13 protein-coding genes and 1 riboswitch are annotated in these 12,086 nt (G+C 61.4%); of the genes, 7 read left to right on the top strand and 6 right to left on the bottom strand.

The genetic code is table 11. From position 1 onward, the window contains the following. The first annotated feature begins 330 nt into the window (after positions 1-330). Entirely contained in the window at positions 331-1,920 is a 1,590-nt protein-coding gene (purH, locus tag GKN89_RS23700; protein ID WP_154747888.1) for a bifunctional phosphoribosylaminoimidazolecarboxamide formyltransferase/IMP cyclohydrolase, read from the top strand. Positions 1,921-1,968: 48 nt separating this feature from the next. Next, a complete protein-coding gene (purD, locus tag GKN89_RS23695) occupies positions 1,969-3,252 on the top strand; it encodes a phosphoribosylamine--glycine ligase (protein WP_019456427.1) in 1,284 nt (427 codons plus the stop codon). Between the two features lie 49 nt (positions 3,253-3,301). Here the strand turns inward: purD and GKN89_RS23690 are convergent, their stop codons facing one another. From GKN89_RS23690 to nudC, 6 genes are all read right to left on the bottom strand, one after another. Next, positions 3,302-3,973: a DUF1481 domain-containing protein gene (locus GKN89_RS23690; RefSeq protein ID WP_026036179.1), complete on the bottom strand. Its 672-nt coding sequence runs from the start codon at positions 3,971-3,973 to the stop codon at positions 3,302-3,304. Positions 3,974-4,009: 36 nt separating this feature from the next. Continuing rightward, positions 4,010-4,282, bottom strand: coding sequence for a nucleoid-associated protein HU-alpha (gene hupA / locus GKN89_RS23685; protein ID WP_004929874.1), 273 nt, complete (start codon positions 4,280-4,282; stop codon positions 4,010-4,012). A 189-nt stretch (positions 4,283-4,471) separates the two neighbouring features. Next, positions 4,472-5,062 (bottom strand): YjaG family protein, encoded by a 591-nt coding sequence (locus tag GKN89_RS23680; protein WP_025160203.1) that lies wholly within the window; start codon positions 5,060-5,062, stop codon positions 4,472-4,474. 48 nt (positions 5,063-5,110) lie between these two features. Then, on the bottom strand, positions 5,111-5,797 hold the full coding sequence (gene nfi, locus GKN89_RS23675) for a deoxyribonuclease V (protein ID WP_063917914.1): 687 nt from the start codon (positions 5,795-5,797) through the stop codon (positions 5,111-5,113). A gap of 9 nt (positions 5,798-5,806) precedes the next feature. Beyond that, positions 5,807-6,871: a uroporphyrinogen decarboxylase gene (hemE, locus tag GKN89_RS23670; RefSeq protein WP_004929877.1), complete on the bottom strand. Its 1,065-nt coding sequence runs from the start codon at positions 6,869-6,871 to the stop codon at positions 5,807-5,809. Between the two features lie 38 nt (positions 6,872-6,909). After that, positions 6,910-7,677 carry an NAD(+) diphosphatase gene (gene nudC, locus GKN89_RS23665; protein ID WP_025160202.1) on the bottom strand — a complete coding sequence of 256 codons (768 nt, stop codon included), beginning with the start codon at positions 7,675-7,677 and terminating at the stop codon, positions 6,910-6,912. A gap of 101 nt (positions 7,678-7,778) precedes the next feature. Between nudC and GKN89_RS23660 the strand changes: the two genes are divergently transcribed. The 5 genes from GKN89_RS23660 (at position 7,779) to thiS (ending at position 12,086) form a co-directional block, all read left to right on the top strand. Beyond that, the gene (locus GKN89_RS23660) at positions 7,779-8,282 is read left to right on the top strand and encodes an Rsd/AlgQ family anti-sigma factor (protein WP_019456431.1); all 504 of its coding nucleotides are present in this window, start codon (positions 7,779-7,781) and stop codon (positions 8,280-8,282) included. A 39-nt stretch (positions 8,283-8,321) separates the two neighbouring features. After that, positions 8,322-8,446: riboswitch (TPP riboswitch) on the top strand. Positions 8,447-8,560: 114 nt separating this feature from the next. Next, the gene (thiC, locus tag GKN89_RS23655; protein ID WP_019456432.1) at positions 8,561-10,504 is read left to right on the top strand and encodes a phosphomethylpyrimidine synthase ThiC; all 1,944 of its coding nucleotides are present in this window, start codon (positions 8,561-8,563) and stop codon (positions 10,502-10,504) included. Continuing rightward, positions 10,497-11,147: a thiamine phosphate synthase gene (thiE, locus tag GKN89_RS23650; protein ID WP_063917915.1), complete on the top strand. Its 651-nt coding sequence runs from the start codon at positions 10,497-10,499 to the stop codon at positions 11,145-11,147. The genes thiC and thiE overlap by 8 nt, the downstream gene beginning before the upstream one ends. Beyond that, the gene (locus GKN89_RS23645) at positions 11,140-11,889 is read left to right on the top strand and encodes a HesA/MoeB/ThiF family protein (RefSeq protein WP_154747887.1); all 750 of its coding nucleotides are present in this window, start codon (positions 11,140-11,142) and stop codon (positions 11,887-11,889) included. Before thiE ends, GKN89_RS23645 begins: the two co-directional genes overlap by 8 nt. After that, on the top strand, positions 11,886-12,086 hold the full coding sequence (gene thiS, locus GKN89_RS23640) for a sulfur carrier protein ThiS (protein ID WP_019456435.1): 201 nt from the start codon (positions 11,886-11,888) through the stop codon (positions 12,084-12,086). The genes GKN89_RS23645 and thiS overlap by 4 nt, the downstream gene beginning before the upstream one ends.

Below are 12,086 nucleotides of genomic sequence, written 5' to 3'. Positions count from 1 at the left end.
GAGGCGCATTATAGGGAGTTCCTCGCAGGCCGCAACAGGTATTTTCAGCAAAAACGATCGTTCGCTGCATTCCACAGCAAAACCCCGCCTTATACCCACTTGCGCACAGTGTTATCCACAGATGCGATTTGTACGGAAAATTTACGAGCGCCACGCAAACGTTTTCGCTACAATTCCCCGCGACGAAACGATCCCCCTTTTATGGGGGCGTTACCTGAATTTGTGCCTGTCCCTCCCTTTATAAGGCAAAAAACCGCGCTTTATAGAGAGAACGAGGTGGACATTCACGTAACGCTCTTTAATTGCGACTCAAAGCCAAGGGATAAAACCATGCAACAACCTCGTCCAATCCGCCGGGCCCTGCTCAGCGTGTCTGACAAAACCGGTATCGTTGAATTCGCCGAAGCGCTTTCCCAGCGCGGCGTTGAACTGCTCTCCACCGGCGGCACCGCCCGTCTGCTGGCAGACGCCGGTCTGCCCGTTACCGAAGTTTCCGACTACACCGGTTTCCCGGAAATGATGGACGGACGAGTTAAGACCCTGCACCCGAAAGTCCACGGCGGCATTCTCGGCCGCCGCGGCCAGGACGACGCCGTCATGAATCAGCATGACATCAAGCCTATCGACATGGTGGTCGTCAATCTGTACCCGTTCGCCCAAACCGTGGCGCGCCCGGACTGCTCGCTGGAGGATGCGGTCGAGAATATCGATATCGGCGGCCCGACCATGGTGCGCTCCGCCGCCAAGAACCATAAAGACGTCGCCATCGTAGTGAAGTGCAGCGACTACGCCGCCATCATTACCGAGATGGACAACAACGATGGTTCGCTGCGCTATGCCACCCGTTTCGATCTCGCCATCAAAGCTTTCGAACACACCGCCGCCTACGACAGCATGATCGCCAACTACTTCGGCGCGCTGGTGCCGGCGTACCACGGCGAGACCGAGCAGCCGTCCGGCCGCTTCCCGCGCACCCTGAACCTCAACTACATCAAGAAGCAGGATATGCGCTACGGTGAGAACGGCCACCAGCAGGCCGCCTTCTATATAGAGGAAGAGGTAAAGGAAGCGTCCGTCGCGACCGCCGAACAGCTGCAAGGCAAAGCGCTGTCCTATAACAACATCGCCGATACCGACGCCGCGCTGGAATGCGTGAAAGAGTTCGCCGAACCGGCCTGCGTGATCGTCAAGCACGCCAACCCTTGCGGCGTGGCGATCGGCGACGACATCCTGGCCGCCTATGAGCGCGCTTACCAAACCGACCCGACCTCCGCCTTCGGCGGCATCATCGCCTTTAACCGCGAACTGGACGCCGCCACCGCGCAGGCGATCATCAGCCGCCAGTTCGTGGAAGTGATCATTGCACCAAACGTCACCCAGGAAGCACGCTCCCTGCTGGCCGCCAAACAGAACGTGCGCGTGCTGGCCTGCGGCCAGTGGCAGCAACGCGTGGCTGGGCTGGACTTCAAACGCGTCAACGGCGGGCTGCTGGTGCAGGATCGCGATCTGGGCATGGTGACCGCCGGCGATCTGCGCGTGGTATCAGAGCGCCAGCCGACCGAACAGGAACTGCGTGACGCGCTGTTCTGCTGGAAAGTGGCCAAGTTCGTGAAATCCAACGCTATCGTGTATGCGCGTGACAATATGACCATCGGCATAGGCGCCGGCCAGATGAGCCGCGTTTACTCCGCCAAGATCGCCGGCATCAAAGCGGGCGACGAAGGGCTGGAAGTAAAAGGCTCCGCCATGGCCTCCGACGCCTTCTTCCCGTTCCGCGACGGCATCGACGCCGCAGCGGCGGTTGGCATCACCTGCGTGATCCAGCCGGGCGGTTCGATCCGCGACGACGAAGTGATCGCCGCCGCCAACGAACACGGCATTGCGATGATCTTCACCGACATGCGTCACTTCCGCCATTAATTCCTTTTGCCGCGTGCGCTCCGGCGCACGCCATTCGTGGAGCCCCTGATGAACATTTTGATTATCGGCAACGGCGGGCGCGAGCACGCGCTGGCCTGGAAAGCCGCCCAGTCTCCGCTGGCGGATAAAGTCTATGTTGCGCCGGGCAATGCCGGCACCGCGCTGGAAGCCAATCTGGAAAACGTGGCGATCGCCGCCACCGACATCCCCGCCCTGGTCGCTTTCGCCCAGAGCCATGACATCGGTCTGACCATCGTCGGGCCGGAAGCGCCGCTGGTGATCGGCGTGGTCGACGCCTTCCAGGCCGCCGGTCTGAAAATTTTCGGCCCATCACAGGCCGCCGCACAGCTCGAAGGCTCCAAAGCCTTCACCAAGGATTTCCTGGCGCGCCACCGCATCCCGACCGCCGAATATGAAAACTTCACCGAGGTGGAGCCGGCGCTGGCCTACGTGCGCCGCAAAGGCGCGCCGATCGTCATCAAGGCCGATGGCCTGGCGGCCGGTAAGGGCGTGATCGTCGCGATGACGCTGCAGGAAGCGGAAGAAGCGGTGCGCGACATGTTGGCCGGCAATGCCTTCGGCGACGCCGGCCATCGCATCGTCGTGGAAGAGTTCCTCGACGGCGAAGAAGCCAGCTTCATCGTGATGGTCGACGGCGAGAACGTGGTGCCGATGGCCACCAGCCAGGACCACAAGCGCGTCGGCGACGGCGACACCGGCCCGAACACCGGCGGTATGGGCGCCTATTCTCCGGCACCGGTAGTGACCGACGAAATCCACCAGCGCGCCATGGATCAGGTGATCTGGCCGACGGTGCGTGGCATGGCGGCGGAAGGCAACACCTACGTCGGCTTCCTGTACGCCGGCCTGATGATCTCCGCCGACGGTCAGCCGAAGGTGATCGAATTCAACTGTCGTTTTGGCGATCCGGAAACCCAACCGATCATGCTGCGCCTGCGTTCCGATCTGGTGGAGCTGTGCCTGGCGGGCGCCGAAGGCCGCCTGAACGAGAAAACCTCCGACTGGGACGAGCGTCCTGCGCTCGGCGTGGTGCTGGCGGCCGGCGGTTATCCGGGTGACTACCGCAACGGCGAGGTTATCCAGGGGCTGCCGCAACAGGAAAGCGCCGAGGGTAAAGTCTTCCACGCCGGTACGCGCCTGCAGGGCGATGACGTCGTCACCAGCGGCGGTCGCGTGCTGTGCGTCACCGCATTGGGCGACACCGTGGCGCAGGCGCAGCAACGCGCCTATCAGCTGGCGGAAGGCATCCACTGGCCGGGCAGCTTCTGCCGCAAAGATATCGGTTATCGCGCGATCGCGCGCGGCAAATGATTTGACCTTTCACGGTCATGACAAGAGGCTCCGCAGCGCGGGGCCTTTTTTATAGCTGGTCTTCTTTCGGTTCCCAGCTGCAGAAGTCGTCGTTAGCCACCAGCAGCAGCTCGCTGCCTTCCGGCGCTTCCAGCCAGGCGACGCTCACCGGCCGGCTGCTGCTGCGAGCGCGCTTCTCGATCCAGACGATGGCGGCGGCATCCAGCCCAGGTTTTAAGCGCTGGCCGTCGCAGGTTTGCACCTGGCCCTGCATCCAACGCCCCTGCAGCAATTTGACCTTGCCGGCGCGCAGCGCATTGCTCACTTCGAGGATACGCCGCGCCTGATATTGGTACAGGGCGATTTCATCGCTGGTCAGCGGTTCGCGGCGCGTCGCCAACTGGCGCTGCATAAAGCTCACCGTGCCGTCGTCGGCAAAGCGCAGCTGAATGGAATCTCGATCGCCGTCAGCGTCGTTGCGTTTGATTTGGCGCAGCACGTCGCCCTGATAGGTGTACAGCGTGGTGATGGTGCCCGGCCCTCGGTAAGGGCTATAGACGCTGACCAGCACCTGTGGGCGGTGTTGCTCATCGTCTTTACGCCACAGGCGTATCACGCCCTGATCGGCCACGAAGCCGCTGGCGGTAAAGCTGGGGATATCGGAATGGAAACTGCAGGCGCTCAGACCGAGGGCAATGCCGGCGGCCATGAACGCCCGACGAGTAAACAAAAGGGGCATCATCGCCCCCCTGTTTAAACTTTTCACCGAGGCGCGGTCTTATTTAACAGCGTCTTTCAGTGCTTTGCCAGAAACGAACGCAGGCACGTTGGCTGCTGCGATTTTGATTTCTTTGCCAGTCTGCGGGTTGCGGCCAGTGCGCTCGCTACGATGGTTTACTTTGAAAGTACCGAAGCCAACCAATTGTACTGCATCACCTTCTTTCAGAGACTCAGTAATAGCAGCCAGGGTCGATTCCAGAGCCAGTTTAGCTTGTGCTTTGGAAAGGTCAGCCTTGTCCGCGATTACATCAATCAGTTGAGTCTTGTTCATAAGTTATCCTTACAGTGTGTTTATCGTTTGCAAAGCATCGAGTGCGACGGATATGCCGATTGACAGCACTCTCCTGCATACACGCACCGATAGCCACTTTTTTTACGCCCCCCAAATGTAGACCAGACAGGGTGCGGATGTGAAGCCTTAAGGCATGACAAATCAGGCGTTAAATCACGTTTTGTTGCCTTATTGCGCTAAATTTATCCCGATGTTGCTGACACCGGCCTCTCGCAGGTCGGATCGCAGCCCCTTGATCAGGTCTATATCGCGCTCTTCACAGGCGTCCAACAGGCGGAAAATTTCCCATTGAATGTCCCATTCTTCCTCTACCGCCGGCAAACTTTCCAACTCTTCGTCGGTCATTTCCTTACCGGCTTGGGTCATTTCCAACATCGCCACGGTGCGAATCGATGTTTCGCTGATGGCGATGGCGTGCTCCAGCGTCTCCCCGCCGAGCCGCGAATGGATCAGTTCCCCTAATGCGATACAGGCATCAATTGCCGGGTAAACGCCGTAAAGATCGTAATCTTCCGCCGACGGAATCGCCTCTTCCAACTTCTCGAGCTGGCTGTCGAAGTTGACCTTGGCATCCTTCACCACCAGCGTTTCCCACACCAAATCCAGAATGCGGCGATAAACCGCCGGATCGCCGAACTCGGTCTGTTTGCAGAACATCTGGTAATTCGGGTACATACGCTCGCACAAACTGGCCATAAAGGTCAAATGTTGCCAGGCCTCGAGCCGTTCCAGGCGTAAATGAATCGGGTTACGTAGCATGATTTACTCTCTTACGCGTTATCTGCGGCGCAGTGTACCCGAAATCGCTCATCGCGACACCTCCGGATGCTGCTGCAACCAGCGCTGAAACGCCGGGCGACGCGATGCGATGGCGTCGGCCCAGCGGGTCGGCTCCGGTAAACGGTAGCCTGCCATACAGCGTTGCACCCACGCCAGCGCGCTGTCGGCGCCCACGCGATGCCCGGTAGAGATGAACAGCGGGTTGCAGCGCGCCTTGCTGCGCCACACCCAGCCCAGCTGTTCGCCCTTATCTTCCAGCGGCGCCAACGCGCCGACGGCGGCGTCCAGCGGGGCAAATTTGCCGCACAGGCGCTTCTTGGCCACGCCGATGGTCGGCACATCGACCAGCAGGCCGAAATGGCTGGCGACGCCAAGGCGCCGCGGATGTGAAATGCCGTGCCCATCGACGAAGATCAGCCCCGGTTTCTGCTGCAGTTGCCCCCAGGCGGCCAACAACGCCGGGTATTCGCGAAACGACAGGAAGCCCGGGATATAAGGCATGACAGTGGCGATGCGCGCCACCTGATACTCCACCAGTTCCAGCGACGGATAGCGCAGGATGGCGATGGCGGCGCGCGTCACCGCCCCCTCTTGTTCGAAGCCCACGTCGGCGCCGGCGATGAACGCCGGCGGTTCGGCCGGCAGATCGTCATAGCGAATGACTTCAGCGGCGCGCCGCAGCTGTTCGGCGCGCAGGGCCTGCATATCGGTCACCTCGGATCCTCAGCGGTGGTATTTCGCCGACTGCGCGTGCACCGCCTCGACGAAGGCGCCGGCGTGCTCCGGCGGCACATCCTGATGGATGCCGTGGCCCAGGTTGAATACATGACCGTTGCCGTGGCCGAAACCGGCCAGAATGGTCTCCACTTCTTCCGCGATGCGCGCCGGAGAAGCATAGAGCATCGACGGATCCATATTGCCCTGCAGCGCCACTTTGTCGCCTACGCGACGGCGCGCGTCGGCGATGTCGGTGGTCCAGTCCAGCCCCAGCGCGTCGCAGCCGGTGGCGGCCATCGCCTCCAGCCATTGCCCGCCGCCTTTGGTGAACAGCGTCACCGGCACGCGGCGGCCGTCGTTTTCACGCAGCAGACCATCGACGATCTTGTGCATGTAGTGCAAAGAGAACTCGCGGTAGTCGCGCCCGGTCAGTACGCCGCCCCAGGTGTCGAACACCATCACCGACTGCGCACCGGCCTTGATCTGGGCGTTGAGGTACAGAATCACGCTGTCCGCCAGCTTGTCCAGCAACAGGTGCAGCGTCGCCGGTTCGGCATACATCATCTTCTTCAGCTTGGTGAAGGCCTTGCTGCTGCCGCCCTCGACCATGTAAGTCGCCAGCGTCCACGGGCTGCCGGAAAAGCCGATCAACGGCACTTCGCCCTTCAGCTCGCGGCGGATGGTGCGCACCGCGTTCATCACATAGCCCAGCTCCACTTCCGGATCGAACACCGGCAGTTTGTCGACGTCGGCACGACAGGTGACGGGTGAGCTGAAACGCGGACCTTCGCCGGCTTCAAAGTACAGGCCAAGCCCCATGGCGTCAGGAATGGTGAGAATGTCGGAGAACAGGATGGCGGCGTCCAGCGCATAGCGGCGCAGCGGCTGCAGCGTGACCTCACAGGCCAGCTCCGCGTTCTTGCACAGCGACATGAAATCACCGGCCTGGGCGCGGGTTGCCTTGTACTCCGGTAAATAACGACCGGCCTGGCGCATCATCCATACGGGGGTCACATCCACCGGCTGACGCAACAGCGCGCGCAGGTAACGATCGTTCTTCAACTCAGTCATTTATGGGGCTCCCTTAATAATCTGCCGGCCATTGTACATTATTCTGCCCGGCACAGCGCCACGGTGTCCTCAATCAAGCGGCGTGCCACGGTGCCGGGCGGCGGCAACAGCGGCAATTGGTCGTAACGATACCAGCCGGCGTTGAGCAACTCTTTGGGATCGTGACGGATTTCGCCCTGATGGTAATCGGCCATAAAGGCCATCATCAGCGAGTGCGGGAACGGCCAGGGTTGCGAAGTGACATAGCGCAGGTTTTTGATTTCAATGTTGCTCTCTTCCATCACTTCACGCGCCACCGCCTGTTCCAGCGTTTCGCCCACTTCGACGAAGCCGGCCAGCACCGTGTGAATGCCGCCGCGATGGCGCACGTGCTGCGCCAGCAGGATCTGATCCTCGCGCCGAATGGCGACGATCACGCAGGGCGCGATCTGCGGGTAGTAGCGCTCCTTGCAATGGCCGCACAGGCAGGCGCTTTCGGTGCGGCTGAGGTGCATCTCATGGCCGCAGTAGCCGCAATAGCGATGGGAGCGGTAGAAATCCGCCAGCTGCACGCCGCGCCCGGCTAGCTGGAACAAGCCGCGATCCTGATCCAACAGCTGACGCACCGAGCCCATCTCCCGCGGCATCGCCTGGCGCACCAGCCAAACCGGCGCGCCCTCCCATTCACCGATGGTGCGCGCCATGTGGCCCTGCAGCCCGAGGGCGGCGGCCGTTCCCGACGGCAATTCACCGTTCGGTAACCAAAGTTTGCTTTCATGGCTGACGATCCACCAGCCGTTTTCATTGCCCGTTAATGCAAGTTCCATATCGTTGTTGCACAACCTCAGCTTCACTGGCACTCTACGAATCGGCTTTGTTACATTTTAATAACTTACCGGTTACTTTTATTACTTACACGGAGTCAAACATGCTCAACCGTTTGGAAAGGCTGACTCAGCGCGTTGGCGGTAGTAATGAATTAGTTGATCAATGGCTTCAGGCCCGCAAGCAGTTGCTGGTCGCCTACTGCACGCTGGTAGGCCTCAAACCGAATAAAGAAAAGCATACGCCGCTGAATGAAAAAGCGCTGGAGAACTTTTGCCACAACCTGGTGGATTACCTCTCCGCAGGGCATTTTCATATCTATGACAGAATTATCAAACAAGTGGAAGGCGCGGCCAGTCCGAAAATGTCGCTGGCGGTGAACATCTATCCCAAGCTATGGGCCAATACCGAACAGATCATGGCGTTCCACGATCGCTATACCGAAGTGGATATCGATCAGGAGGTTTGTCTGGAGTTCCATCAGGCCCTGTCGGATATCGGCGAAACGCTGGCGGCGCGCTTTGCGCTGGAAGATAAGCTGATCCTGCTGGAGGCGGAAGCCGCGCAGCAACCGCTGCCGGACCAGGCGCTGGATCCGGCGCGTTAAAATTTTATAGTTTTTTTTCTTATCCCTCCTATACTGGGGGGCATCTTGTCGGAGTGCCTAGCGCCTGATTTGTTCATCGAATCAGCCAGGCTGAGACCGTTAATTCGGGATCCGCGGAACCTGATCGGGTTAATACCCGCGAAGGGAACAAGAGTAATCTATCGCCACAGGCACGGCCCTCTTTTTGCGGGCGCCCTGCCTTATCGGCCACCATCATTACTCCCTCCGAACTCCAGACAAGCAACTTTCCCAACCCAACACACTGGTAGGAACTTGCTATGTCTAACGTTAATCCACCGCGCGCCCGCAAAGCGCAACGCGAAGCCGCCCAGCAGTTTATCGACACGCTGCAAGGTATGGCTTTCCCTAACTCACGCCGCATCTACCTGCAGGGCTCGCGCAGCGATATCCAGGTGCCGATGCGTGAAATTCAGCTCAGCCCGACCCTGGTCGGCGGCAGCAAAGATAATCCGCAGTATGAACAGAACGAGGCGATCCCGGTGTATGACACCGCCGGCCCGTATGGCGATCCGCAAGCCGAGCTCGACGTGCACGCCGGCCTGGCCAAGCTGCGCGCCGGCTGGATCGACGCGCGCGGCGATACCGCCACCCTGAGCGGCGCCAGCTCCGGCTTCACCCAACAGCGGCTGGCGGACGAAGGCCTCGATCACCTGCGTTTCGAACACCTGCCGCTGCCGCGCAAAGCGTTGCCGGGCAAGTGCGTCACCCAATTGCACTACGCCCGTGCCGGCATCGTCACCCCGGAGATGGAATTCATCGCCATCCGCGAAAACATGGGGCGCGAGCGCATTCGCGGCGAGGTGCTGCGCCACCAGCATCCGGGTCAGAGCTGGGGCGCCAACCTGCCGGACAACATCACGCCGGAGTTCGTGCGTCAGGAAGTGGCCGCCGGCCGCGCTATCATTCCCGCCAATATCAACCACCCGGAGGCGGAGCCGATGATCATCGGCCGCAATTTCCTGGTGAAGGTGAACGCCAATATCGGCAACTCGGCGGTCACGTCGTCGATAGAAGAAGAAGTGGAGAAACTGGTGTGGTCCACCCGCTGGGGCGCAGACACCGTGATGGATCTCTCCACCGGCCGCTATATTCACGAAACCCGCGAATGGATCCTGCGCAACAGCCCGGTGCCCATCGGTACGGTGCCTATTTATCAGGCGCTGGAGAAGGTCAACGGCGTGGCGGAGAACCTCACCTGGGAGATGTTCCGCGATACGCTGCTGGAACAGGCTGAACAAGGGGTCGACTACTTCACCATCCACGCCGGCGTGCTGCTGCGCTACGTGCCGATGACCGCCAAACGCCTGACCGGCATCGTGTCGCGCGGCGGCTCGATCATGGCCAAATGGTGTCTGTCGCACCATCAGGAAAACTTCCTCTATCAGCACTTCCGTGAAATCTGCGAGATCTGCGCCGCCTACGATGTCTCGCTGTCGCTCGGCGACGGCCTGCGCCCCGGATCGATTCAGGACGCCAACGACGAAGCCCAGTTCGCCGAACTGCATACGCTGGGCGAGCTGACCAAAATCGCCTGGGAATACGACGTGCAGGTGATGATTGAAGGGCCGGGCCACGTGCCGATGCAGATGATCCGCCGCAACATGACCGAAGAGCTGGAACACTGCCACGAAGCGCCGTTCTACACCCTCGGTCCGCTGACCACCGACATCGCCCCGGGCTATGACCATTTCACCTCCGGCATCGGCGCGGCGATGATCGGCTGGTTCGGCTGCGCCATGCTGTGTTACGTCACGCCGAAAGAACACCTCGGCCTGCCGAACAAAGAGGACGTCAAACAGGGCCTGATCACCTACAAGATCGCCGCTCACGCCGCCGATCTGGCCAAAGGCCATCCGGGCGCGCAGATCCGCGATAACGCCATGTCCAAGGCGCGCTTCGAATTCCGTTGGGAAGATCAGTTCAATCTGGCGCTCGATCCGGCCACCGCGCGCGCCTATCACGACGAAACCCTGCCGCAGGAGTCCGGCAAGATCGCCCACTTCTGCTCAATGTGCGGGCCGAAATTCTGCTCGATGAAAATTTCGCAGGAGGTGCGCGACTACGCCGCTGCCCAAGAGGCCGCCAAGCCGATCGAAGTGCAGCTGACCGGCATGGAAAAAATGTCCGCCGAGTTCCGCGCCCGCGGCAGCGACCTGTATCACAGCGCCACCTCGCTGCAAGAGGAGACCAGCAATGACTGATATCACTACCCCCTTCCCGGCAACGCCTCACAAACTGGGGCTCTACCCGGTGGTCGACAGCGTCGAGTGGATCGCTCGCCTGCTGGAGGCCGGTGTCACCACGATCCAACTGCGCATCAAGGATCTGCCTGACGAGCAGGTTGAACAGGATATCGCCGCCGCCATCGCGCTGGGCCGGCGTTATCAGGCGCGGCTGTTCATCAACGATTACTGGCGGCTGGCGGTCAAACACGGCGCCTACGGTGTGCATCTGGGCCAGGAAGATCTCGATACCACCGATTTGGCGGCCATCCATCGCGCCGGGCTGCGGCTGGGGGTCTCCACCCATGACGACGCCGAGCTGGCGCGCGCGCTGGCGGTGAAACCTTCCTACATCGCGCTGGGGCACATCTTCCCCACTCAGACCAAAGACATGCCTTCGGCACCGCAGGGGCTGGCGGAGTTGAAACGCCACATCGCCGGCCTGGCGGATTACCCGACGGTGGCGATCGGCGGGATCAGCATCGATCGCGTTCCGGCGGTGCTGGCGTGCGGCGTCGGCAGCGTGGCGGTGGTCAGCGCCATCACCCAGGCGCCAGACTGGCGCGCGGCGACGGCCGAGCTGCTGCGGCTGATCGAGGGCGAGGATCCGAACGATGCTTAACGATCGGGAGTTTTTGCGCTACAGCCGCCAGCTGCTGCTGGAGGACGTCGGCCCGGAAGGCCAGGAGAAACTCAAGCGCGCCACAGTGTTAATCGTCGGCCTCGGGGGGCTCGGCTCCCCGGCTTCACTGTATCTGGCCGCCGCCGGCGTCGGCACGCTGCTGCTGGCCGACGACGACCAGCTGCACGTCACCAATCTGCAGCGACAAATCCTTTACCGCAGCGCCGATACCGCGACCGGCAAGGCGGCGTTGGCGCAGCGCCATTTGCAGGCGCTGAACCCTTTGGTGGAGCTCATCCCGCTGGCGCAGCGGCTACAGGGGCAAGTGCTGCGCGACGCGGTCGCCCGCGCCGATCTGGTGCTGGACTGCTGCGACAATATGGCGACCCGTCATGAGGTCAATGCCGCCTGCATCGCCGCCGCCAAGCCGCTGATCAGCGGCAGCGCCGTCGGTTTCAGCGGCCAGCTGCTGGTGCTTGAGCCGCCCTACGCGCACGGCTGCTATGCCTGCCTGTACCCGGAGCAGGAAGAGCCGCAGCGCAACTGCCGCACCGCCGGGGTGCTCGGCCCGGTGGTGGGCGTGATCGGCACCCTGCAAGCGCTGGAGGCCATCAAGATGTTGGCCGGCATGCCTTCCCCCCTCAGCGGCAAACTACGGTTGTTCGACGGCAAGCAACAGAGCTGGAGCACGCTGCAACTGAGCCAGGCCCGCGCCTGCCCGGTATGCGGAGGCGCGGCATGAAGATCCGTTTGAACGATCAACCGCTGGAGCTGGCGCAGCCGCTCAGCGTCGCCGCTCTGCTGAGCCAACTGGAACGCCACCAGCCGGGCACCGCGCTGGCGATCAACCAAACCATCATCCCGCGCGCCGACTGGGCCAACCATTTGGTGCAGGACGGTGACGACATTTTGCTGTTTCAAGCGATCGCCGGAGGCTGA

The sequence above is a fragment of the Serratia sp. YC16 genome, from assembly GCF_009707615.1.
In the GTDB taxonomy this organism is placed as follows: domain Bacteria; phylum Pseudomonadota; class Gammaproteobacteria; order Enterobacterales; family Enterobacteriaceae; genus Serratia; species Serratia surfactantfaciens.
Note: the sequence above shows the minus strand (reverse complement) of the source record. Positions and strands in the feature narration are given on the sequence as shown.

Excerpts from the sequence above, each read along its gene's own strand:
- purH (WP_154747888.1), top strand. The coding sequence starts at position 331 with ATGCAACAACCTCGTCCAATCCGCCGGGCCCTGCTCAGCGTGTCTGAC.
- purD (WP_019456427.1), top strand. The coding sequence starts at position 1,969 with ATGAACATTTTGATTATCGGCAACGGCGGGCGCGAGCACGCGCTGGCC.
- GKN89_RS23690 (WP_026036179.1), bottom strand. The coding sequence starts at position 3,973 with ATGATGCCCCTTTTGTTTACTCGTCGGGCGTTCATGGCCGCCGGCATT.
- hupA (WP_004929874.1), bottom strand. The coding sequence starts at position 4,282 with ATGAACAAGACTCAACTGATTGATGTAATCGCGGACAAGGCTGACCTT.
- GKN89_RS23680 (WP_025160203.1), bottom strand. The coding sequence starts at position 5,062 with ATGCTACGTAACCCGATTCATTTACGCCTGGAACGGCTCGAGGCCTGG.
- hemE (WP_004929877.1), bottom strand. The coding sequence starts at position 6,871 with ATGACTGAGTTGAAGAACGATCGTTACCTGCGCGCGCTGTTGCGTCAG.
- nudC (WP_025160202.1), bottom strand. The coding sequence starts at position 7,677 with ATGGAACTTGCATTAACGGGCAATGAAAACGGCTGGTGGATCGTCAGC.
- GKN89_RS23660 (WP_019456431.1), top strand. The coding sequence starts at position 7,779 with ATGCTCAACCGTTTGGAAAGGCTGACTCAGCGCGTTGGCGGTAGTAAT.
- thiC (WP_019456432.1), top strand. The coding sequence starts at position 8,561 with ATGTCTAACGTTAATCCACCGCGCGCCCGCAAAGCGCAACGCGAAGCC.
- thiE (WP_063917915.1), top strand. The coding sequence starts at position 10,497 with ATGACTGATATCACTACCCCCTTCCCGGCAACGCCTCACAAACTGGGG.
- GKN89_RS23645 (WP_154747887.1), top strand. The coding sequence starts at position 11,140 with ATGCTTAACGATCGGGAGTTTTTGCGCTACAGCCGCCAGCTGCTGCTG.
- thiS (WP_019456435.1), top strand. The coding sequence starts at position 11,886 with ATGAAGATCCGTTTGAACGATCAACCGCTGGAGCTGGCGCAGCCGCTC.